The 20,760-nt window shown below is 63.5% G+C and carries 16 protein-coding genes and 1 pseudogene; 11 read left to right on the forward strand and 6 right to left on the reverse strand.

Going from position 1 to position 20,760, the window contains the following annotated elements; genetic code table 11:
• From alr to HP547_RS07600, 4 genes are all read left to right on the forward strand, one after another.
• Positions 1-1,044 (forward strand): alanine racemase (gene alr, locus HP547_RS07585; protein WP_172285940.1); only part of this gene is annotated, 1,044 nt, incomplete at its 5' end.
• 109 nt (positions 1,045-1,153) lie between these two features.
• Positions 1,154-1,702, forward strand: a complete 549-nt coding sequence (locus HP547_RS07590; protein WP_172223072.1) for a cupin domain-containing protein — start codon at positions 1,154-1,156, stop codon at positions 1,700-1,702.
• A 136-nt stretch (positions 1,703-1,838) separates the two neighbouring features.
• On the forward strand, positions 1,839-2,261 hold the full coding sequence (locus HP547_RS07595) for a c-type cytochrome (protein WP_172223069.1): 423 nt from the start codon (positions 1,839-1,841) through the stop codon (positions 2,259-2,261).
• Between the two features lie 225 nt (positions 2,262-2,486).
• A complete protein-coding gene (locus HP547_RS07600) occupies positions 2,487-4,343 on the forward strand; it encodes an acetyl-CoA hydrolase/transferase family protein (RefSeq protein WP_172285941.1) in 1,857 nt (618 codons plus the stop codon).
• A 123-nt stretch (positions 4,344-4,466) separates the two neighbouring features.
• Here HP547_RS07600 and HP547_RS07605 read toward each other — a convergent pair whose 3' ends face one another.
• Positions 4,467-5,039 (reverse strand): xanthine phosphoribosyltransferase, encoded by a 573-nt coding sequence (locus tag HP547_RS07605; protein ID WP_172232644.1) that lies wholly within the window; start codon positions 5,037-5,039, stop codon positions 4,467-4,469.
• 65 nt (positions 5,040-5,104) lie between these two features.
• Positions 5,105-7,114, reverse strand: coding sequence for a DNA helicase Rep (gene rep / locus HP547_RS07610; RefSeq protein WP_172285942.1), 2,010 nt, complete (start codon positions 7,112-7,114; stop codon positions 5,105-5,107).
• A 253-nt stretch (positions 7,115-7,367) separates the two neighbouring features.
• Between rep and HP547_RS07615 the strand changes: the two genes are divergently transcribed.
• Positions 7,368-9,032, forward strand: a complete 1,665-nt coding sequence (locus HP547_RS07615; RefSeq protein WP_172285943.1) for a bifunctional diguanylate cyclase/phosphodiesterase — start codon at positions 7,368-7,370, stop codon at positions 9,030-9,032.
• Between the two features lie 49 nt (positions 9,033-9,081).
• On the opposite strand, the gene HP547_RS07620 is transcribed toward HP547_RS07615, so the two are convergent.
• Complete coding sequence (locus HP547_RS07620) at positions 9,082-10,470, reverse strand: NorM family multidrug efflux MATE transporter (protein WP_172231450.1); 1,389 nt, start codon at positions 10,468-10,470, stop codon at positions 9,082-9,084.
• Between the two features lie 153 nt (positions 10,471-10,623).
• Between HP547_RS07620 and HP547_RS07625 the strand changes: the two genes are divergently transcribed.
• Positions 10,624-11,550 carry a LysR substrate-binding domain-containing protein gene (locus HP547_RS07625; RefSeq protein ID WP_172231453.1) on the forward strand — a complete coding sequence of 309 codons (927 nt, stop codon included), beginning with the start codon at positions 10,624-10,626 and terminating at the stop codon, positions 11,548-11,550.
• Positions 11,551-11,561: 11 nt separating this feature from the next.
• On the opposite strand, the gene HP547_RS07630 is transcribed toward HP547_RS07625, so the two are convergent.
• Positions 11,562-12,956 (reverse strand): VOC family protein, encoded by a 1,395-nt coding sequence (locus HP547_RS07630; RefSeq protein WP_172285944.1) that lies wholly within the window; start codon positions 12,954-12,956, stop codon positions 11,562-11,564.
• Positions 12,957-13,157: 201 nt separating this feature from the next.
• Positions 13,158-14,048: a LysR family transcriptional regulator gene (locus tag HP547_RS07635; RefSeq protein ID WP_172285945.1), complete on the reverse strand. Its 891-nt coding sequence runs from the start codon at positions 14,046-14,048 to the stop codon at positions 13,158-13,160.
• Positions 14,049-14,183: 135 nt separating this feature from the next.
• On the opposite strand from HP547_RS07635, the gene HP547_RS07640 reads away from it, so the two are divergent.
• Together HP547_RS07640 and HP547_RS07645 are read left to right on the forward strand one after the other, a co-directional pair.
• A complete protein-coding gene (locus tag HP547_RS07640; protein WP_172285946.1) occupies positions 14,184-15,674 on the forward strand; it encodes an aldehyde dehydrogenase family protein in 1,491 nt (496 codons plus the stop codon).
• A gap of 149 nt (positions 15,675-15,823) precedes the next feature.
• The gene (locus tag HP547_RS07645; protein ID WP_172222535.1) at positions 15,824-17,110 is read left to right on the forward strand and encodes an FAD-binding oxidoreductase; all 1,287 of its coding nucleotides are present in this window, start codon (positions 15,824-15,826) and stop codon (positions 17,108-17,110) included.
• A 108-nt stretch (positions 17,111-17,218) separates the two neighbouring features.
• Here HP547_RS07645 and HP547_RS07650 read toward each other — a convergent pair whose 3' ends face one another.
• The gene (locus HP547_RS07650; protein ID WP_172285947.1) at positions 17,219-18,646 is read right to left on the reverse strand and encodes a mechanosensitive ion channel family protein; all 1,428 of its coding nucleotides are present in this window, start codon (positions 18,644-18,646) and stop codon (positions 17,219-17,221) included.
• Positions 18,647-18,956: 310 nt separating this feature from the next.
• Here HP547_RS07650 and ycaC point away from each other — a divergent pair, with 310 nt between their 5' ends.
• From ycaC to HP547_RS07665, 3 genes and pseudogenes are all read left to right on the forward strand, one after another.
• Positions 18,957-19,586, forward strand: coding sequence for an isochorismate family cysteine hydrolase YcaC (gene ycaC / locus HP547_RS07655; protein WP_172222542.1), 630 nt, complete (start codon positions 18,957-18,959; stop codon positions 19,584-19,586).
• Between the two features lie 117 nt (positions 19,587-19,703).
• Entirely contained in the window at positions 19,704-20,270 is a 567-nt protein-coding gene (locus HP547_RS07660) for an antibiotic biosynthesis monooxygenase (RefSeq protein ID WP_172222546.1), read from the forward strand.
• Between the two features lie 42 nt (positions 20,271-20,312).
• Positions 20,313-20,597, forward strand: a pseudogene (locus tag HP547_RS07665) (alpha/beta fold hydrolase); the annotation flags it as partial.
• Between the last annotated feature and the right edge of the window lie 163 nt (positions 20,598-20,760).

A 20,760-nucleotide genomic window follows, 5' to 3' on the forward strand; every position in this document is an offset into this window, starting at 1 on the left:
CAGGCCTTGCGCCACAACTACCGTCTGGCCCGTGAACTGACCGGTGCCAAAGCCCTCGCCGTGATCAAGGCCGACGCCTATGGCCACGGCGCCGTGCGTTGCGCCCTCGCGCTGGAGGCCGAAGCCGACGGTTTCGCCGTGGCCTGCATCGAAGAAGCGCTGGAGCTGCGCGCCGCCGGTATCAAGGCCCCAGTGCTGCTGCTGGAAGGCTTTTTCGAAGCCAGCGAACTGGCCCTGATCGCCGAGCACGACCTTTGGTGCGTGGTGCACTCGCTGTGGCAACTGGAAGCCATTGAACACGCCCAGCTGCACAAGCCAATCACCGTCTGGCTCAAGCTGGACAGCGGCATGCACCGCGTCGGCCTGCACCCCAAGGATTACCACGACGCCTATCAGCGACTGCTGGCCAGCGGCAAGGTTTCACGCATCGTGCTGATGAGCCACTTCGCCCGCGCCGATGAGCTGGATGCCGACGCCACGGCCCAGCAGATTGCCGTATTCGAAGCCGCCCGCCAGGGCCTGGCCGCCGAGTGCAGCCTGCGCAACTCGCCCGGCGTGCTGGGCTGGCCGCAGGCACCCAGCGACTGGGTACGGCCAGGCCTGATGCTGTACGGCGCCACGCCATTCGAAGTGGCGCAGGCGCAAGCCCAACGCCTGCAACCGGTAATGACCCTGCAATCACGGGTGATCAGCGTGCGTGAGTTGCCCACCGGTGAGCCGGTAGGCTATGGCGCCAGGTTCGTCAGCCCGCGCCCGACCCGCGTTGGCGTGGTCGCCATGGGCTACGCCGACGGCTACCCCCGCCAGGCGCCCAATGGCACCCCGGTGCTGGTGGCCGGCCAGCGCACCCAGCTGATTGGCCGGGTGTCGATGGACATGCTCAGCATCGACCTGACCGATGTGCCGCAAGCGACTGTCGGCAGCCCGGTAGAGCTTTGGGGCAAGCAGGTGCTGGCCAGTGAGGTGGCGGCGCACGCCGGCACCATCCCCTACCAGATCTTCTGCAACCTGAAGCGGGTACCGCGGGACTACTGCGGCGAATGACCCGCTGAAGCGGACAGGATGAAGGGCGGTGTGTTGTAAATACTGAACGGCATTGCCATGATATCGTTCACATCCACCCCCCTTACCACCGTTTCAGGAGGCTCCAGCTTTGGACGTCGGCGAACGACTGCAAGCCATCCGCAAGCTCAAGGGCCTGTCCCAGCGCGAACTCGCCAAACGTGCCGGCGTGACCAACAGCACCATCTCGATGATCGAGAAGAACAGCGTGAGCCCCTCGATCAGCTCGCTGCGCAAGGTGCTGAGCGGCATTCCCATGTCCATGGTCGAGTTCTTCTCGGTCGAGCTGGAATCCGAACGCCCCGCGCAGATCGTCTACAAGGCCCATGAGCTGATCGATATCTCCGACGGTGCGGTGACCATGAAGCTGGTCGGCAAGTCGCACCCCAACCGTGCCATTGCCTTTCTCACCGAGGTGTACCCGCCAGGTGCCGATACCGGCGCCGAAATGCTCACCCATGACGGCGAAGAGACCGGCATTCTGCTTGAGGGACGGCTGGAACTGGTGGTCGGTACCGAGCTATTCATCCTTGAAGAGGGCGACAGCTACTACTTTGAAAGCACCCGCCCGCACCGCTTTCGCAACCCGTTCGACCAGCCCGCGCGGCTGATCAGTGCGGCGACCCCTTCAAACTTTTGATCCAGCGCAGTGCATTGATTCGGCAATACCCCTTTCCCGTGTAGGGTCGTTTCACGGCCTCTGGGTTCCCGCTATACTTTTCAACGCTCGCCGATCCGTGGCCGCGAGCGTGATTAGCCACCATGAGGGTGTACGCGTGAACCAAATCAAGAAGATGCTGGCCGTACCAGCAGCCGTATTCGCCCTCTGGGCAATGAGTGCAACCGCTGCGACCAATGACGACATCGCCAAACGCCTGGAACCGGTTGGCCAGGTGTGTGTCCAGGGCCAGGAATGCAAAGGCATGGAAGTAGCTGCAGCAGCCGCTGGCGGCGCTGCGAAAACGCCGGACGATATCATCGCCAAGCACTGCAATGCTTGCCATGGCAGCGGCCTGCTCGGCGCGCCGAAGATTGGCGATACCGCCGCGTGGAAGGAACGCGCCGACCACCAGGGCGGGCTCGATGGCATCCTCGCCAAGGCCATTACCGGTATCAACGCCATGCCGCCGAAAGGCACTTGCGCAGACTGCTCGGATGACGACCTGAAGGCGGCGATCCAGAAAATGTCCGGGCTGTGAGTGACAGCTGAATTGTGTGAAGCCCGCCATCGATGGCGGGTTTTGTTTTTGTGCTGCCTGTGCCGGCCTCTTCGCGGCTAACGCCGCTGCTACAGGTACTGCTCACGACTCAAGATTGTGAGCCCTCTGTGGGAGCGGCCTCAGCCGCGAAAGGGCCAGTACAGGCAACCAACCCTTTGAGCTCATGTCCAACCCCTGAACCCACGGATGACTCAGGAGGCCCAGATGCATCTCTGCTCCCTCGACCAAGCCGTCGAGCAAGTCCTGTCACAGCTGCCAGCCCATATCCACATGGGCCTGCCGCTGGGCCTGGGCAAGCCCAACGCCTTCGTCAATGCCCTGTACGCCCGCGTGCGCGAGCTGCCTGAGCGGCGCCTGACCATCTACACCGCACTGTCCCTGGGCCGCCCGCCACTGGGTGATGGCCTGCAACGGCGCTTTCTCGAACCCTTCGTCGAGCGTGTCTTCGCCGACTATGAAGAGCTCAGCTACCTCGCCGACCTGCGCAACGACACCTTGCCGGCAAACATTCGTGTCGAACAGTTCTTCATGCAGCCCGGCAGCCTGCTGCACAGCGAATCGGCTCAGCAGGACTACGTCAGCAGCAACTACAGCCATGCCGCCCGCGACATCAACGGCAAAGGCCTGAACCTGGTCGCGCAACTGGTGGCTGCCAGTCCCGAAAAGCCTGTGCATCTGAGCCTGGCCTGCAACCCCGACATCACCCTCGACTTGTTGCCGATGATCGCCAAGCGCCGTGCGGCCGGCGAAACCATCCTCATGCTGGGCCAGGTGCACGCCGAGCTGCCCTACATGCCGGGCGACGCCGAGCTGCCCATCGACAGCTTCGACCTGCTGATCGATGAAGCGGAGCAACGCCGCCTGTTCTCCACACCGAACATGCCGGTCAGCACCCAGGACCATTGCATTGGCCTGCACGCCAGCAGCCTGGTGCGCGACGGCGGTACCCTGCAGATCGGTATCGGCGCCATGGGCGACGCCGTTGCCGCTGCACTGCTGGCGCGCCAGGGTGACAACGCGGGCTACCGTGCGCTACTCGATGCGCTGGATGTCGGGCCGTGGCAGGCGCTGATCGAGCGGGAAGGGGGCCTGGACGCCTTCGCCCAGGGCCTGTACGGCTGCAGCGAAATGTTCGTCAATGGCCTGTTGGTGCTGGCCGAGGCAGGGCTGTTACGGCGCCCGGCGGATGAGCAGGGCCCGTTGTTGCATGGCGGCTTTTTCCTTGGTCCTGGTGCGTTCTACCAGCGCTTGAGGGATATGCCGCTCGAACAGCGGGCGCGTTTTGCCATGACCCGTATCAGCTTCATCAACGAACTGTACGGGCAGGAAGAACTCAAGCGCCGTCAGCGCCGCGATGCGCGCTTCATCAACACCGTGTTTGGCATGACCCTGCTCGGCGCCGGCGTGGCGGACCAGCTGGAAGATGGCCGGGTGCTCAGTGGCGTAGGTGGGCAGTACAACTTCGTCGCCCAAGGCCATGCGCTGGAGGGCGGGCGCTCGATCCTGTTGTTGCGCAGCTGGCGCGAGGCGGGTGGAGAGGTCAGTTCAAACCTGTTCTGGAGCTATGGCCACTGCACCATCCCCCGGCACCTGCGCGACATTGTGGTGACCGAATACGGCATCGCCGATTTGCGCGGGCAGACCGACAGCGAAGTGATTGCGCGGTTGCTGGCGGTGAGTGATTCGCGCTTCCAGGACGCGCTGATCGAACAGGCGAAGAAGGCCGGCAAACTGGCCCGGGATTTCCAGCTGGAGCCGCGCTTTACCGATAACACACCGCAGCGGCTGGAGGCGATCAGGGCGCAACATGCGCGGCTGTTCCCGGAGTATCCGCTGGGCACGGACTTCACGACTGAAGAGCGGGACTTGTTGCGGGCGCTGAACTGGTTGAAGAGCAAGTTCAAGCTGAGCGAGATGCTGGAGCTGGGCAAGGCAGCGCTGGAGGCGCCGGGGCCGGAGGGGTATGAGCGGCATCTGGCGCGGATGGGGCTGGATGCTCCGCAGGGATTGAAGCAAGAGCTTTATCAGCGCTTGTTGCTGGCAGGGTTGGCAGCGACCTGAAGATTGCAGGGGCTGCATTGCAGCCCATCGCCGGCAAGCCAGCTCCCACAGGTACTGCACAAGGCTCGGCCTCTGTGAAATTACTGTGGGAGCTGGCTTGCCGGCGATGGGGCCGGTACAGGCTTACTCGATGAAGGACACCACACCGCCTTCCAGCGACTTCACCCGGGCCAGCGATTCAACGCGGTAGCCCTGGCTGTCCAGCTCGGCACGGCCGCCCTGGAACGATTTTTCGATGACGATACCCACGCCAGCTACGGTAGCACCGGCCTGCTTAATGATCGAGATCAGCGCCTGCGATGCCTTGCCGTTGGCCAGGAAGTCGTCGATCACCAGCACGCGGTCGCTGCTGTTGAGGTGGCGCGGCGAGATGGCCACGGTGTTCTCGGTCTGCTTGGTGAAGGAATACACCGAGGCAGTCAGCAGGTTCTCGGTCAGGGTCAGCGACTGGTGCTTGCGGGCGAAAATCACCGGCACACCCAGCTTCAGGCCGGCCATTACCGCCGGGGCAATGCCCGAAGCTTCAATGGTGACGATCTTGGTCACGCCGGCATCGGCGAACAGGCGGGCAAACTCGTCACCGATCAGCTGCATCAGCGCCGGATCGATCTGGTGGTTGAGAAACGCGTCGACTTTGAGAACCTGGTCGGAAAGCACGATGCCTTCTTCGCGAATCTTCTGATGCAGTGCTTCCACTGTAGTTTCCTCGATGTAACAAAGGTTGCCGCTAGCTAGCGGCAAAGTTTAAGAGTAATGGTTGATCAGCGTTTGAGCATTGCCCGGATATCGGCCAGCGCGTTGTTGCCGCGTGCGGCCTTTACCTCGACCGGTGCATCGTCCAGGCCTTCCCAGGCCAGGTCGTCCGGTGGCAGTTCGTCGAGGAACCGGCTGGGCGTGCAGTCGATGATTTCACCGTACTGCTTGCGCTTGGCAGCGAAGGTGAACGCCAGGGTCTGGCGGGCGCGGGTGATGCCCACGTAGGCCAAGCGGCGTTCCTCTTCGATGGTGTCGGCCTCGATGCTGGAGCGGTGCGGGAGGATTTCCTCTTCCATGCCCATGATGAACACGTAAGGGAATTCCAGGCCCTTGGAGGCATGCAGGGTCATCATCTGCACACCTTCGGCGTTTTCTTCCTCTTCCTGCTGGCGCTCGAGCATGTCACGCAGCACCAGTTTGCCGATGGCGTCCTCGATGGTCATGTCACCCTCTTCATCCTTCTCGAGGGTGTTTTTCAGCGCTTCGATCAGGAACCAGACGTTGCTGATGCGGAACTCGGCAGCCTTGTCGCTGGCGGTCTGCTGGCGGATCCAGTTCTCGTAGTCGATGTCGCGGATCATCTCGCGCAACGCAGCAATCGGGTCGTCCAGGGCGACCTTGTGGCGAACCCCGTCCAGCCAGTGCTTGAAGCGCTGCAAACGCTCGGTGTAGCGCGGCTCCAGGTGCTCGCCCAGGCCTAGCTCCTCGCTGGCGGCGTACATCGAAATACCGCGCTCGGTCGAGTAGTTGCCGAGTTTTTCCAGGGTGGTGGAGCCGATTTCGCGGCGCGGTACGTTGATCACCCGCAGGTAGGCGTTGTCGTCGTCCGGGTTCACCAGCAGGCGCAGGTAGGCCATAAGGTCCTTGACCTCCTGGCGGCCGAAGAAGCTGTTGCCGCCCGACAGACGATACGGCACCTGGTGGTGCTGCAGCTTCAGTTCGATCAGCTTGGCCTGGTAGTTGCCGCGGTACAGGATGGCGAAGTCGCTGTACGGGCGGTCGGTGCGCAGATGCAAGGTAAGGATTTCCATGGCCACGCGTTCAGCCTCGGCTTCCTCGTTCTTGCAGCGGATGACGCGGATCTCGTCGCCGACGCCCATCTCGCTCCACAGCTGCTTCTCGAAATCGTGCGGGTTGTTGGCGATCAGCACGTTGGCGCAGCGCAGGATGCGGCTGGTGGAGCGGTAGTTCTGCTCCAGCATGACCACTTTCAGGGAGGGGTAATCCTCCTTGAGCAGCATCAGGTTTTCTGGGCGGGCGCCACGCCAGGCATAGATCGACTGGTCGTCGTCGCCCACCACGGTGAACTGGTTGCGCATGCCGATCAGCATCTTCACCAGCAGGTACTGGCTGGCGTTGGTGTCCTGATATTCGTCCACCAGCAGGTAGCGCACGCGGTTCTGCCAACGTTCGAGCACGTCGGGGTTTTCCTGGAACAGCTTGACCGGCAGCAGGATCAGGTCGTCGAAGTCCACCGCGTTGAACGCCTTGAGCGTGCGCTGGTAGTGGGTGTAGACAATGGCGGCGGTCTGCTCGCGCGGGTTGCGCGCTTTTTCCAGGGCTTCGGGTGGCAGGATCAGGTCGTTTTTCCAGGCACCGATCATGTTCTTGATCTCGTCGATGCCGTCGTCGCCTGAGTATTCCTTTTGCATGATGTCGGACAGCAACGCCTTGATGTCCGACTCGTCGAAGATCGAGAACCCCGGCTTGTAGCCCAGCCGGGTGTGCTCCTTGCGGATGATGTTCAGGCCCAGGTTGTGAAAGGTGCACACCGTCAGGCCACGGCCTTCCCCCGGACGCAGCAAGGTGGCGACCCGTTCCTTCATCTCGCGCGCGGCCTTGTTGGTGAAGGTCATCGCCACGATGTACTGGGCGCGGATGCCGCAGTTCTGGATGAGGTGGGCAATCTTGCGTGTGATCACGCTGGTCTTGCCCGAACCTGCACCGGCGAGCACCAAAAGAGGGCCGCCGACGTAGTCACGGGCTTCCTGCTGCCGGGGATTGAGTCGGGACATGCTAGAAACCGGGGGTCGCCAGAAAATAGCCGCGCATTCTAACAGGCATGTGGCGGTTGTGGCGTGACCGTCTGACGTGTGAGTCAAATATGTAAACGGGATTTGCCGGGCGGCGCAGTTTCGCGCAGGATGCACGACAAAATACGTCGGGCTGCTACGCCCTGAAAACATGTATAAAAGTGAAAATCATTTTCATTGAATACAGTAGCATACCCGCCAGATCTCGTTGCACCGTGAAGCCTAAGGAGCCCGCTTGTCCACGCCTGTCGAACCTTTGCGTTTGCTGCTGTTGGCTGATGAGCCGGATTGGACAGCTTTGCTGCACGCGTGCATGCCTGCCCTGAATGGCAGCGCCGTGCTGCTCACGGCACCGAACTGGGAGGCGGTCGATAGCCTGTTCAGCCATGACCGCCAGGCCGTGATACTGGCAACCCCTGCCATGCAGCCAGCGCCGGGGCGCTGCGAGCTGCCGACCATCCTGCTGCTGGAGGATGAGCCCGAAACGGCGCCCAGTGGTGCCAGCGACTGGCTGGTCCGTGATCAGCTCAATAGCGATAACCTGCGCCGCTCGTTACGCCATGTGCGCGAGCGGGGTGTGCTGGTGGCCACCTTGCAGCGCCTGGCCGAACAAGATCCGCTGACCGGCATTGCCAACCGCCAGGGTTTTCAGGCACTGCTGACCGCGCGCCTGGCCGAAAACGAGGGGCGCGGCATTGCCCTCGGCCACCTCGACCTGGATAACTTTCGCCACGTCAACGACGCCCTTGGCCACCAGAGTGGCGACCGGCTGATCTTGCAGGTGGTTGCACGCCTGAAGCATCAGTTGGAGGCGGGCGACCAGCTGGCGCGGCTGGGCAGCGACGAGTTTGCCCTGCTGATCGACACCCGCCGCGACGCCAACCGCGCCGAATGGATGGCCGAACGCATCGTCGAGGCCCTGGCCGAACCTTACTGGGTCGATGGCGAAAGCCTGCTGCTGGGCTGCAGCCTGGGCCTGGCCCACGCCCGCGCGCAGGGTGGCGCCGACCCGCTGATGTGGCACGCGCACATCGCCATGCGCCAGGCCAAGGGCAGCCAGGGCTGCACCTTCCATGTGTTCAACGAGCGCATCAACCGTAATGCGCGCAGCCTCGCCGACCTGGAAAGCGAACTGCGCCGTGCCTTGCGCCGGGATGAACTGGAGCTGCACTACCAGCCGCGGCTGAACATGGCCGACGGGCGCATCGTCGGCCTGGAGGCGCTGGTGCGCTGGCGCCATGCCGAGCGTGGGCTGTTGCCGCCCAGCGAGTTCGTGCCGTTGGCCGAGCAAAGCGGCCTGATCGTGCCGTTGGGCTACTGGGTGATTTCCCGCGCCCTGCGTGACATGCAGGTGCTGTGCGAGCGTGGCCTGGAACCGCTGCACATGGCGGTCAACCTTAGCTTCCGCCAGTTTCAGGACAGCCAGCTGTTGGCTACCTTGAGCCGTCTGATCCTTGAGCATGGCGTCGATGCGCGCTGGCTGGAGTTCGAGCTGACCGAAACGGCAGTGATGCGCCGCAACGAGCTGGTGCGCCAGACCATGGACGCGTTGGGGCGCCTGGGCGTGCGCTTTTCCCTCGACGATTTCGGCACCGGCTTTTCTTCTTTCGTACACCTCAACAGCCTGCCGATCGCCTTGCTCAAGGTGGACCGCAGCTTCGTTGCCGAAATGGAAATGCGCGAGGAGAACCGCAAGCTGGTGCACGCCATGATCAACCTGGCGCACAACCTCAACCTCGAGGTGGTGGCCGAGGGCGTGGAGAGCGAAGAGCAGCTGGCACTGTTGCGCGAGTTTGGCTGTGACCAGGTGCAGGGCTTTCTGGTCAGCAAGCCTTTGCCCGTGGCGGAGTTGATGGAGTTTTTGATGGATTGCAGCAAGCCGAAGCTGGTTAGCCTGTGACATCGCGAGGGAGGGCTTTGCCCTCCATCGCAACACAAAGCCCCGGCAATCACACAGACACTGCAGAACCGTCAGCCACACCGGCTTTGCGCAGCAGCCGCTTCATCCGCCATTCAAAGCCGAAGGTCAGCGCCACGGCAGCAAACGCCAGCCCCAATGCCAGCCCCCACCAGATGCCGACCGCGCCGCCGCCCAGGTTGAATGCGAACAGCCAGGCACTCGGCGCGCCCACCAGCCAGTAACAGCACAAGCCGATCAGGAATGTGGTCTTGGCATCCTTGAGGCCACGAATCGAACCCATGGCGATGGTCTGCATGCCATCGAACAGCTCGAACCAGGCCGCGACCATCACCAGTTGCACCGCCAGTTGGTAGATGGCGGCGAAGGCCGGGTCGCTGCGGTCGATAAACAGCCCTACCAGTGCATCGGGCAACAGCCAGAACAGTGCCGCAAAGCCGAACATGATCAGCCCGCCGAAGCCAATCCCGACCCGCCCGGCGCTGCGTGCCGCCAGCAGGTTGCCGGCGCCGTAATACAGGCCCACGCGCATGGTCACCGCATACGACAGCCCGGTCGGCACCATGAACGCCGTGGAGACGATCTGCAGGGCGATCTGATGCGCCGCCAGCTCGGTGCTGCCCAGCACACCCATGCACAGGGCGGCGAAGGCGAACAGGCCCACTTCCACCATGTAGGTGCCGCCAATGGGCAAGCCCAGCCGCCACAACTCGCGCAGCGCCGGCATTGACGGGCGCGACAGGCCCTTGCGCAGCGGGTAGGCGGCATACGCCGGGTGCCAGCGGATATACAGCGCCAGGGCAATGGCCATGCCCAGCGATACCACCGCGGTGACCAGGCCAATGCCCATCAGGCCCAGCTTCGGCAGGCCGAACATGCCTTCGAGCATGGCGACATTGAGCAGGTAGTTGAGCACCGTGCCGACCACGCTGATGACCATCACCGGGGTCGAGCGGCCGAGGGCGCTGGTGAAACCGCGCAGGGCCATGAAGGTCAGGTAGCTGGGCAGCGCCAGTGGCAGCAGGGTCAGGAACTGCGCCGCCGAGGCCACGTTCTCCGGCTGTTGGCCGAACATCAGCAATACCGGCTCAAGGTTCCACAACGCCAGCGCGGCCACCAGCGCCAGGCCCCAGGCAAGCCACAGGCCGTTTTGCGCCAGGCGGGTAGCGCCCTCGATATCGTTGGCGCCCTTGCGGATGGCCACCAGGGTGCCGACGGCGGCGATCACGCCCAGGCAGAAGATGGACACGAACGAATAGCTGGCTGCGCCCAGTCCACCACCGGCCAGGGCTTGCGGGCTGATGCGGGCCATCATCAGGGTGTCGGTCAGCACCATCAGCATGTGCGCCAACTGCGAGGCGATCAGCGGCCCGGCCAGGCGCAGCAACGCCTTGAGTTCTGTGGTGGGCGCGACGTGCATGGGCTGTCCTTCTTCCTGAGGTGATGTAGCGAAGCGCGATTCTGAGGCTTCGGTCAACTTTGCACAAAAGGATAAAACCGATTGTTGGCATGACTTTGACTCATGCATATATGCTTTCAGGAGTTGCCTCACAGCTCGTATGGCAGGTACCCGATGTCTCGTCAGCTCCCACCGTTGTATGCCCTGCGCGCATTTGAAGCTGCCGCACGCTCAAGCTCTTTCACCCGCGCGGGTGAAGAGCTGTCGATCACCCAAAGTGCGGTCAGCCGGCATATCCGCACGCTGGAGGATCACTTTGCCTGCCGCTTGTTCGTCCGCAGTGGCCGCAGCCTGCAGCTGACCGAAGCGGCGCGGGTGCTGCTGCCTGGGGTGCGTGAAGGTTTTGCCGCGCTGGAGCGGGCCTGCGATACCTTGCGCGGCGAAGATGACATCCTGCGCATGAAGGCGCCTTCGACGCTGACCATGCGCTGGTTGCTGGCGCGCTTGAGTCGCTTCCGTCATTTGCAGCCGGGCAATGAAGTGCAGCTGACCAGCGCCTGGATGGACGTGGACCATGTGGACTTCAACCAGGAGCCGTTCGATTGCGCGGTGTTGCTCAGTGACGGGGCATTCCCGGCGGACTGGGAGGTGCGCAAGTTGTTCCCGGAGTTGCTGATCCCGGTGGGCGCGCCGGACCTGCTGGACGAGGAGCCGTGGGACGTGCGCCGGCTGGCCTGCATCGAGCTGTTGCACCCCACGGTGGACAAGCGTGACTGGCGCGAATGGCTGGAGCGCATGGGGCTCAGCGACAAGGTCTCGCTGAAGGGCGGCCAGGTGTTCGACACTCTGGAACTGGGCATGATTGCTGCTGCGCGTGGTTACGGGATTTCCATGGGCGACTTGCTGATGGTGGCCGAGGATGTGGCGCAGAAACGGCTTAGCCTGCCATGGCCGACGGCGGTGCCCAGCGGGATGGACTATTACCTGGTGTGGCCCCGTACACGGCCGGGGGGCGAGCGTTTGCGGCGGTTGAGCGCGTTTCTGGATGAGGAGGTGGCGGCGATGGATCTGCCTGATGTGGAAATCCTGCCGCCCCTCTGATTCCCGCAGCCTTACATCGAGCCCAGATTCAAGGCCTGTGCACAGGCCTGCAACGACCGGCGCTCGCTTTGTGCATACAGCGCCAGCTCATCCTGCACCTGCAGCCCCAACGCCGCTTCGAACGCATCGCGGTTGGCGTTGCTGCCGTACTCGGCCTGGGCATCGTCACCCAGGTTGGACTGGAAGATCCCTGCAGCACTCACCGGCAGGAAGTCCTCGTACACCAGCGCCTCGAAGTGCACATGACCAGCGTCGATCAGGCCCTGCAGGGTGGTCGGTCGATCGTCCTGGCCACGCGCAGCCAGCCCTTTTTCGGTGGCAAAGTAGCGGAAGTACGCCAGGCCCTGTTCACGCATCTGCGCCAGGTCATCCGGGAATTCGACAAAAGTTTCCTGCAGCAGCGCCCTGTAGCGCTCGGCGTTGGCCTCGGCCGGCACACCGCCCAAGGCGGCCCGGGTCGCATCCAGCAGCTTGTCGTACAGCTGGCGCCCTTTCGGCGTCAGCGCCGCACCGCGCTGCTCGATTTCGCCAAAGCGCGCAGTGTGGCTGCCCTCGCTGCCTTGTTGGTCGCGGAAGGCAACCTTTTCCTGCAGCGCCTTGAAGCTGGTCTGGCGCAGCAGGATCGGGTGGCGGCGGGTGGGCGGGCCTTCGACCACGGCCTTGGGCGGGATGCCCTTGGCCGGCATGCCCATCTGGATGGCGTCGATATCCAGGGTGCGTGGGGTCAGGTGGTTGATGTGCGGGCCCTTGAAGGCGACCACGTCGGCGATCAGGCGATGCTGGTCGTGCAACTGCTGGTACTGCTCGGCAGTGACCGTGGCATCATGGTGCCAGCGGAAGGTGTGCAGCGCTTCCTGCACAAATGCGTCGGCATCTGCAGCGTTCAGGCCACCATCGCGTTCGCACTGGGCGATCAGCGCGAGGGCGCGATCCGTGAATATCTGGCGTTTGGCGAGGATGCTCTGGGCCAGTTCACGCAGCTGCGGGTTGTCGATCAGCTCCAGGCGCAGCAGCGAGGTGAACACGCGGAACGGGCTGACGTGCAGCGACTGCTCGTGCACCGCGCGAAACGCGGTGGAGTGCACCGGCACGCCGGCAGAGCTGAGGTCGTAGTAGCCGACCGGCTGCATGCCCATGACGGCGAACAGACGGGCGATGGTGGCCAGCTCTTCAGCGGTGCCGACGCGGATGGCGCCGTGGCGTTCCTGATCCAGGCGCTCGATTTCGCCGGTCCAGCGCAGGGCTTCGGCTACCTCGGGTTGCTGGGCCATGACCTGCTGGTTGATTTCGCTCACCAGCTCCAGCAACGTGCCGTACAGCGGCACTTCCTGTTTGTACATGAGCGACATGGCGGCAGAGAACTGCGCGCGGATGCTGTCTGGGCTGACGAAATCGTGGGCGGGCATCGCTAGCTTCCTGGTTAGGTTTGGACGCTTACATGAAAGCTGGGAATGCACTTGGCTCACAAGCGAAAAAAAGTGAGTGTGTCATTCCTTTTTTGATCGACCTTCAGGGCCCTTTCGCGGGCCTGCCCGCTCCCACAAGTACTGCATAGGGCTTGAGCCTGCGCGGTCCCTGTAGGAGCGGGCGTGCCCGCGAAGAGGCCCTCAAGCCTGAAGCTGCTCATCAATCCATTCCACCAACGCCCGCACCTTTGGCACCTCCGCCGCATGCTCGGCATACGCCAGATAATGCGCCCCGCCACTGCGCATTGCATGGTTCCACGGCACCACCAGGCTACCGTCGGCCAGTTCCTTGGCCGCCAGATAACGCGGTACCAACGCCACCCCGCAGCCAGCCTGCGCCGCGCTCAGCGCCATATAGAACGTATCAAAGCGTGGCCCGTGGTAGGCACTCACGCTCTGCAGCCCCAGCTCCTGGAACCACTCATGCCAGGCCTCTGGCCGCGAGGTGCTTTGCAGCAGCACCAGTTCGGCCAGCTCTTCAGCCCCGCCCAGCTCGCGCCCGGCCAGCAGCTCCGGCGCGCACACCGGCACCACTTCTTCGCGGAACAGCTCAACGCAGGTGGCTCCCGGCCATGTGCCCTGGCCATAGAAGAACACCACGTCCGCCGACCCCTGCAGCAGCGCAAACGGTTCCATCTCGTTGCGGATATCAAGGTGGATATTGGTGTGGCGTTTGCCAAAGCCCTTGAGGTGAGGAATCAACCAGCGCACGCCAAAACTCGGCTGAGTAGCTACCTTCAGTATCTCGGTCTGCTCGCCATAGGTCAGGACATAGCGGCTGGACATGTCGACCTGGGTGAGGATCTTGTTGACCTCGGCCAGGTACAGGCTGCCAGCCGGGGTCAGTTGCAGCCGCCGGCGAATGCGCAGGAACAGGTGGTGGCGCAGCATCTCTTCAAGCTGCGCCACCTGCTTGCTGACCGCGCTCTGGGTCAGGTGCAGCTCTTCGGCGGCGCGGGTAAAGCTTAAATGGCGCGCGGCAGCTTCAAAGCACTGCAGGGCGGTCATGGAGGGCACCAGGCGTTTGGACATAGCGGTCTCTGCGGCTCGAATCATTACCTGACGGAATGATATGCGGAATAAAGGTCGTTTGTTGCACTGGTGTGATCGGATTAATACTGATCCACATCATTTTTCCACCCCATCACCGATATAGGAGATGCACAAATGGTTGCTGGATTGCTCGAGCGCCTTGGCGTTGCCGCCGATGCTTACACCCAGGGCGACTACCCTGTTCACACGCCGATCGACGGCAGCCAGATCGCCTCGGTGAAACTGCTCGACAAGGCCGAGACCATCGCTCGCATCGATCAGGCCCAGAGCGCCTTCGAAGCCTGGCGCAGCGTACCGGCCCCACGCCGTGGCGAGCTGGTGCGTCTGTTCGGTGAAGTGCTGCGCGAGCACAAGGCGGACCTCGGCGAGCTGGTATCGATCGAAGCCGGCAAGATCACCCAGGAAGGCCTGGGCGAAGTGCAGGAAATGATCGACATCTGCGACTTCGCCGTCGGCCTGTCGCGTCAGCTGTACGGCCTGACCATCGCTTCCGAGCGCCCTGGCCACCACATGCGTGAAACCTGGCACCCGCTGGGCGTGGTCGGCGTGATCAGCGCCTTCAACTTCCCGGTAGCCGTCTGGGCCTGGAACACCGCCCTGGCCCTGGTGGCCGGTAACTCGGTGCTGTGGAAACCGTCTGAAAAAACCCCGCTGACCGCGCTGGCCTGCCAGGCGCTGTTCGACAAAGCCCTGAAAGCCTTCGGCGATGCACCGGCTGGCCTGGCCCAACTGGTGATCGGTGGCCGTGAAGCTGGCGAAGCCATGGTCGATGACCCGCGCGTACCGCTGGTCAGCGCCACCGGCAGCACCCGCATGGGCCGTGAAGTCGGCCCGCGTGTCGCTGCCCGCTTCGGCCGCAGCATCCTGGAACTGGGCGGCAACAACGCCATGATCCTGGCCCCGAGCGCAGATCTGGACCTGGCCGTGCGCGGCATCCTGTTCTCTGCTGTCGGCACCGCCGGTCAGCGCTGCACCACCCTGCGTCGCCTGATCGTGCACCGCTCGATCAAGGACGAAGTGGTTGCCCGCGTCAAAGCCGCCTACGGCAAAGTCCGCATCGGCGACCCACGCAAAGACAACCTGGTTGGCCCGCTGATCGACAAACTGTCGTTCGACGCCATGCAGGGTGCGCTGGCCAAGGCCCGCGATGAAGGCGGCCAGGTATTTGGTGGTGAGCGCCAGCTGGCCGACCAGTATCCGAACGCCTACTACGTGTCGCCAGCCATCGCCGAAATGCCGGCGCAGAGCGAGGTAGTACGCCATGAAACCTTCGCCCCGATCCTGTACGTGCTGGCCTACGACGACTTCGAAGAGGCCCTGCGCCTGAACAACGAAGTGCCACAAGGCCTGTCGTCGTGCATCTTCACCACCGACCTGCGTGAAGCCGAACGCTTCCAGAGCGCTTCGGGCAGCGACTGTGGCATCGCCAACGTCAACATCGGCACCAGCGGCGCCGAGATCGGCGGCGCGTTTGGTGGCGAGAAGGAAACCGGCGGTGGCCGTGAGTCCGGTTCGGATGCCTGGAAAGGCTACATGCGTCGCCAGACCAACACCGTGAACTACTCGCGCGAGCTGCCGCTGGCGCAGGGTATCGTGTTCGACTGATGACCGCAGGCGGGGGCTCTGCCCCCGTTTCGCCGGCAAGCCAGCTCCCACAGAGAGTGTTGTCTACCGTACGCTCTCTGTGGGAGCTGGCTTGTCGGCGACAGGGCCGCACCGCGGCCCCAACAAGAACAAATTGCTGGAGCCGGGCCATGTCCGAACTGCGTCAAGAATGCTTGTGGGAATTCGTCAGCAAACCGACCGTCGCCGACCAGGCCCTGGCCGGTGAGCACAAGGCGGATGTCTGTGTGATCGGTGGCGGCATTACCGGCTTGTCTGCGGCTATCCACCTGCTCGAACAGGGCAAGTCGGTGATCCTGCTGGAGGCCTGGAAGATCGGCCATGGCGGGTCCGGGCGCAACGTCGGCCTGGTCAACGCCGGCACCTGGATTCGCCCGGACGACGTCGAAGCGACCCTCGGCCAGAAGACGGGCAGCCGCCTGAACAAGGTACTCGGCGAGGCCCCGGCTGAAGTGTTCGCCATGATCGAGCGCCTTGGCATCGACTGCCAGGCCCAGCACAAAGGCACGCTGCACATGGCGCACAACGCCACCGGCATCGCCGACCTCGAAGCGCGCCATGCGCAGTGGAGCCGCCGGGGTGCCGACGTGGAGCTGCTGACCGGCGCCCAGTGCCAGGAGTACTGCGGTACCGACAAGATTTCTGCCGCGCTGCTCGACCGCCGCGCCGGCACCATCAATCCCATGGGTTACACCCAGGGCCTGGCGGCTGCCGTGGCGCGTCTGGGCGGCAAGCTGTTCCAGCAATCGTCGGTCGAAGGCCTTGAACGTGACGGCGATGCCTGGCGGGTGAAGACCGCTCGCGGGTCAGTGCGCGCCGACAAGGTGGTGATTTCCACCGGCGCCTATACCGAAGGCGACTGGAGCAACCTGCAGAAGCAGTTTTTCCGTGGGTATTACTACCAGGTGGCTTCCAAGCCTCTGCACGGCGCTGCGGCCGACAAAGTGCTGCCTCATGGCCAAGGCTCCTGGGACACCCGCACGGTGCTCAGCAGCATCCGCCGTGACGACCAGGGCCGGCTGTTGCTCGGCAGCCTGGGCCGGGTCGACAACAAGCCGGCGTGGTTTGTGCGCAGCTGGGCGGACCGCATCCAGAGCCACTATTACCCGGAGCTGGGCAAGGTCGAGTGGGAAATGCACTGGACCGGTTGCATCGACTTCACCCCCGACCACTTGATGCGCCTGTTCGAGCCGGCGCCGGGGCTGGTGGCGGTGACTGGCTACAACGGCCGCGGCAACACGACCGGCACCGTGATCGGCCGGGCGTTTGCCGAGTTCCTGCTCAAGGGCGAGGCGGACAGCTTGCCGATACCGTTCTCGCCGATGGCCGGCGTGAGCGCGCCGTCACTGCGCACCGCGTTCTATGAGTCCGGGTTCTCGCTGTACCACGCGGGGCAATGCTTGAGAGTTGTGTTGTAAGTACCGGCCTCTTCGCGGGTAAACCCGCTCCCACAGGTACAACACAGTTTTCGAGACTTGTGATGTACCCGTGGGAGCGGGTTTACCCGCGAAGAGGCCAGTACAGGCTTACTTGTGCAACCAGCTAAGGAAGCCGCCCTTCTTGATCAGGGCCGGCTTCTGCAGCAGCAACGACTCCCGGCTCTGCCGCCGGAAGCGCTGCAACTTGCTCAACGCCGTCTGCACTTCGCCGCGCTGTACCAGGCAGCTCTTCACCTGTTCCTTGTCGATCCGGTACAACACGCAGCTGGTCAGGGTGCGGAACTCGGCAAACGAATCTTCTTCGTCAATGATCCCCTCGACCCCCAGCACCTCACCCGGCCCCATGCGCCCGGCTTCCAGCAGCTTGTCGCCATCGCGCACCGCTGCCGAGACCACACCGCTACCGATTACCAGCAGGTGATCGGAATGCTCGCCCACGCCCAGGATCACCTGATCGGCCAGGTACTCCACTGTCGTCATGCGCTGGCTTAGTGCATCGCGTTCTTCATCGCTCAACGAGCGGAACACCCGCACTTCATCCAGCACCTCGCGCTGGCGGCTGCGCGGCGGCATCGCCAGGTCGACATTCCACATCACCCCGCTGGCCTCAAGGTGCCGGTGGGCCAGGTCGAACAGCTGGTTGCGCGCTTCGGTCTTGAGTGCGGCGTCAGTAATGAAACCACTGGCTTCGTACTCCACCGACTCCAGTGTCGAGGTTTTCACCGAAACCTTGGGCGCTGGCGAGGCGAGCAGGGCGCTGGTGCCCTGCAAGGCCTTTTCCAGGGCGTCGAACACCCGCCTTGGGCGAACCTTGGCCGGCACCACCACGCTGATGGATACCCCGTGGCGATCGGCCGGGCGGCTATGGTTGAGCAGCTTGGCCTTGGCCGCCACCGAGTTGGGGATGACCGCCAGGCTGCCGGTGCCGGTGATCATGCGCGTGGCCCGCCAGTCGATATCCACCACCTTGCCCTCGGTGCCATCTATGGAGATCGAATCGCCGATCTGATAGGGCCGCGTGGTATTCAGCACGATGCCGCTGAACACGTCGGCCAGCGTGCTCTGCAGCGCCAGGCCGATGACGATGGCCATCACCCCGGACGTGGCCAGCAGGCCCTTTACCGGCAGCTGCAGCACATAGCCTGCAGCAGCGACCACTGCGATCAGGAATATCAGCGCGCCCAGTACATCCTGCAGCAGCCGGCCGCCATGGCTGCCCCTGGCCACCAGCAGCAGGCCGAACACCACGGTGATCGTGCGCGCACCAAACAGCCACCAGCCGATTGCCAGCACCGTGGCCATCAGGTTGCGCGAAACATCGTCAGGCCAGGGTGGCGGTTGCAGCGGGCTCATGCCGGCCGCCACCAGCACCGAGCTGAACAGCAGGAATATCACCAGCCGTGCGCCGATGCGCCAGGCGCGGCGCTGTACAGGAATGAGCTGCCAGAGCATCAGGTCAAGCAGGATCAGGGCGGAGCCGAGCAACAACGGGGACGACTGGATGAACGCCAGCATGGAAGTCTCGGGGGGTGAGGGAAGGCTGTGGGTAGTAATAGAGCAGGTTGCCGTCGCAGGCAATGTGAACCTGTGCCGGCCTCTTCGCGGATGAACCCGCTCCCACAGCTCTGAGTTTGGTGAAGTCCCTGTGGGAGCGGGTTCACCCGCGAAGGGGCCAGCAAATCCAGCGCCAACCCATCGTTCACATAACAGAACGCTAAAGCCAAAAACCGCTATCTACCGCTGAAAAGGTGATGGATTTAATCTTCTCCCATCAACGCGAAACACCCAACTTACTGAACAATCCAAACCTTCTGGAGCACCGACCATGACCAACTTCAAATACAACCGCCTGAACAAAGACGACGCCGCCGTACTGCTGGTCGACCACCAGGCGGGCCTGCTGTCGCTGGTCCGCGACATCGAACCGGATGCCTTCAAGAACAACGTGCTGGCCCTGGCCGACCTGGCCAAGTTCTTCAACCTGCCGACCATCCTCACCACCAGCTTCGAGCAAGGCCCCAACGGCCCGCTGGTACCGGAACTGAAGGCACTGTTCCCGGACGCCCCGTACATTGCCCGCCCAGGCCAGATCAACGCCTGGGACAACGAAGACTTCGTCAAGGCAGTGAAGGCCACCGGCAAGAAGCAGCTGATCATTGCCGGCGTCGTGACTGAAGTGTGCGTGGCCTTCCCGGCCCTGGCAGCCCTGGAAGAAGAATTCGACGTGTTCGTGGTGACCGATGCTTCCGGCACCTTCAACGCCATGACCCGCGACGCCGCCCATGACCGCATGAGCCAGGCCGGTGCGCAGCTGATGACCTGGTTCGGCGTGGCCTGTGAGCTGCACCGCGACTGGCGCAATGACGTGGAAGGCCTGGCCGCGCTGTGCTCCAACCACATCCCTGACTACCGCAACCTGATGACCAGCTACAACGCCTTCAACGCCAGCAAGTAAACCGCTACGCCCCGGGCACCGACGGTCGGTGCCCGGCAAGGGCAGCACACCCATCCAATCCTCTGCCCGTTCACCGTTGCACAGTGGATGCGGGCAAGCTCATCCCAAGGAACGCCGATGAACACCGCACTCCAGGACAACCGCAACGTGGTGACCCTGGTCATCCAGCACAAGGTTCGCGCCGCGTCGCTGGCCGACTACGAAGCATGGCTCAAGCGCACAGTAAGCACCGCGCGGCACCAGCCGGGGCACCTGGACGTCAACGTCATCCGCCCCGACGACGGCGGGCTGCACTTCACCACCGTGGTGCGTTTCGCCGATGCCAGTTTGCTGCAGGCCTGGGTCAACTCGGCTGAGCGCCAGGCGCTGGTCAGCGAAGTGCTGCCGCTGCTCGAAGGCGGCGACCATACCCAGGTCCACGATGACCCGGAGTTCTGGTTCACCCCGCCGAGCACCACGGCCGCGCAGCCACCGCGCTGGAAGCAGGCGCTGCTTACCTACCTGGTGATCTGTCCGATGACCATGGTCATCCCGCAATTGCTGGCGCCGCTGTTCGCCCGTTTCCCCCAGTTGGGCGGCCCGATCACCGGCAACCTGATCGTCAACCTGTTCGTCATCCTGCCCGTGGTGTTCTACATCATGCCTTGGGTAACCCGCCGCTGTGCCACGTGGCTGCGCGGCTGAGCCACGCCTTTCCCTCGACAGTTTCAAGGAGATACCGACATGAGCACGTTGAACATCGCGCCGATGGCGTCGATCAAGGGCACCCTGGAGTGTGTGACGGCGTTCTCCGAAACCGACTTCCGTGCGGAGATGGCCAAGATCGATGTGCCGACGTTGGTGATTCATGGCGATGCCGACCAGATCGTGCCGTTCGAGACCACCGGCAAGCAGGCGGCGGAGCTGATTCGTGGGGCTGAGCTGAAGGTGTATGCCGGGGCGCCGCATGGGTTTGCGGTGACCCACGCGCAGCAGCTGAATGAGGATTTGCTGGCGTTCCTTCAGCAGTAATTGCGCTGGGGCATTCGAGGCGTCGAACCGCCGCGAAGAGGCCAGGCCTGGCAGCACAAAACCTGATCAGGGCTAACCTTCTACAACCCACCGCACATCCATCCAAGCCTTGGCCCGGCACCAACCGGCATGCTCCGCAGTTGCGCCTGCCGCCGCCCCCGAG

The organism is Pseudomonas sp. CM27, assembly GCF_013179515.1.
In the GTDB taxonomy this organism is placed as follows: domain Bacteria; phylum Pseudomonadota; class Gammaproteobacteria; order Pseudomonadales; family Pseudomonadaceae; genus Aquipseudomonas.

Excerpts from the sequence above, each read along its gene's own strand:
- HP547_RS07650 (WP_172285947.1), bottom strand. The coding sequence starts at position 18,646 with ATGCTGGCGTTCATCCAGTCGTCCCCGTTGTTGCTCGGCTCCGCCCTG.
- HP547_RS07635 (WP_172285945.1), bottom strand. The coding sequence starts at position 14,048 with ATGTCCAAACGCCTGGTGCCCTCCATGACCGCCCTGCAGTGCTTTGAA.
- ycaC (WP_172222542.1), top strand. The coding sequence starts at position 18,957 with ATGACCAACTTCAAATACAACCGCCTGAACAAAGACGACGCCGCCGTA.
- HP547_RS07625 (WP_172231453.1), top strand. The coding sequence starts at position 10,624 with ATGTCTCGTCAGCTCCCACCGTTGTATGCCCTGCGCGCATTTGAAGCT.
- HP547_RS07630 (WP_172285944.1), bottom strand. The coding sequence starts at position 12,956 with ATGCCCGCCCACGATTTCGTCAGCCCAGACAGCATCCGCGCGCAGTTC.
- HP547_RS07645 (WP_172222535.1), top strand. The coding sequence starts at position 15,824 with ATGTCCGAACTGCGTCAAGAATGCTTGTGGGAATTCGTCAGCAAACCG.
- HP547_RS07640 (WP_172285946.1), top strand. The coding sequence starts at position 14,184 with ATGGTTGCTGGATTGCTCGAGCGCCTTGGCGTTGCCGCCGATGCTTAC.
- HP547_RS07620 (WP_172231450.1), bottom strand. The coding sequence starts at position 10,470 with ATGCACGTCGCGCCCACCACAGAACTCAAGGCGTTGCTGCGCCTGGCC.
- HP547_RS07600 (WP_172285941.1), top strand. The coding sequence starts at position 2,487 with ATGCATCTCTGCTCCCTCGACCAAGCCGTCGAGCAAGTCCTGTCACAG.
- HP547_RS07660 (WP_172222546.1), top strand. The coding sequence starts at position 19,704 with ATGAACACCGCACTCCAGGACAACCGCAACGTGGTGACCCTGGTCATC.
- rep (WP_172285942.1), bottom strand. The coding sequence starts at position 7,114 with ATGTCCCGACTCAATCCCCGGCAGCAGGAAGCCCGTGACTACGTCGGC.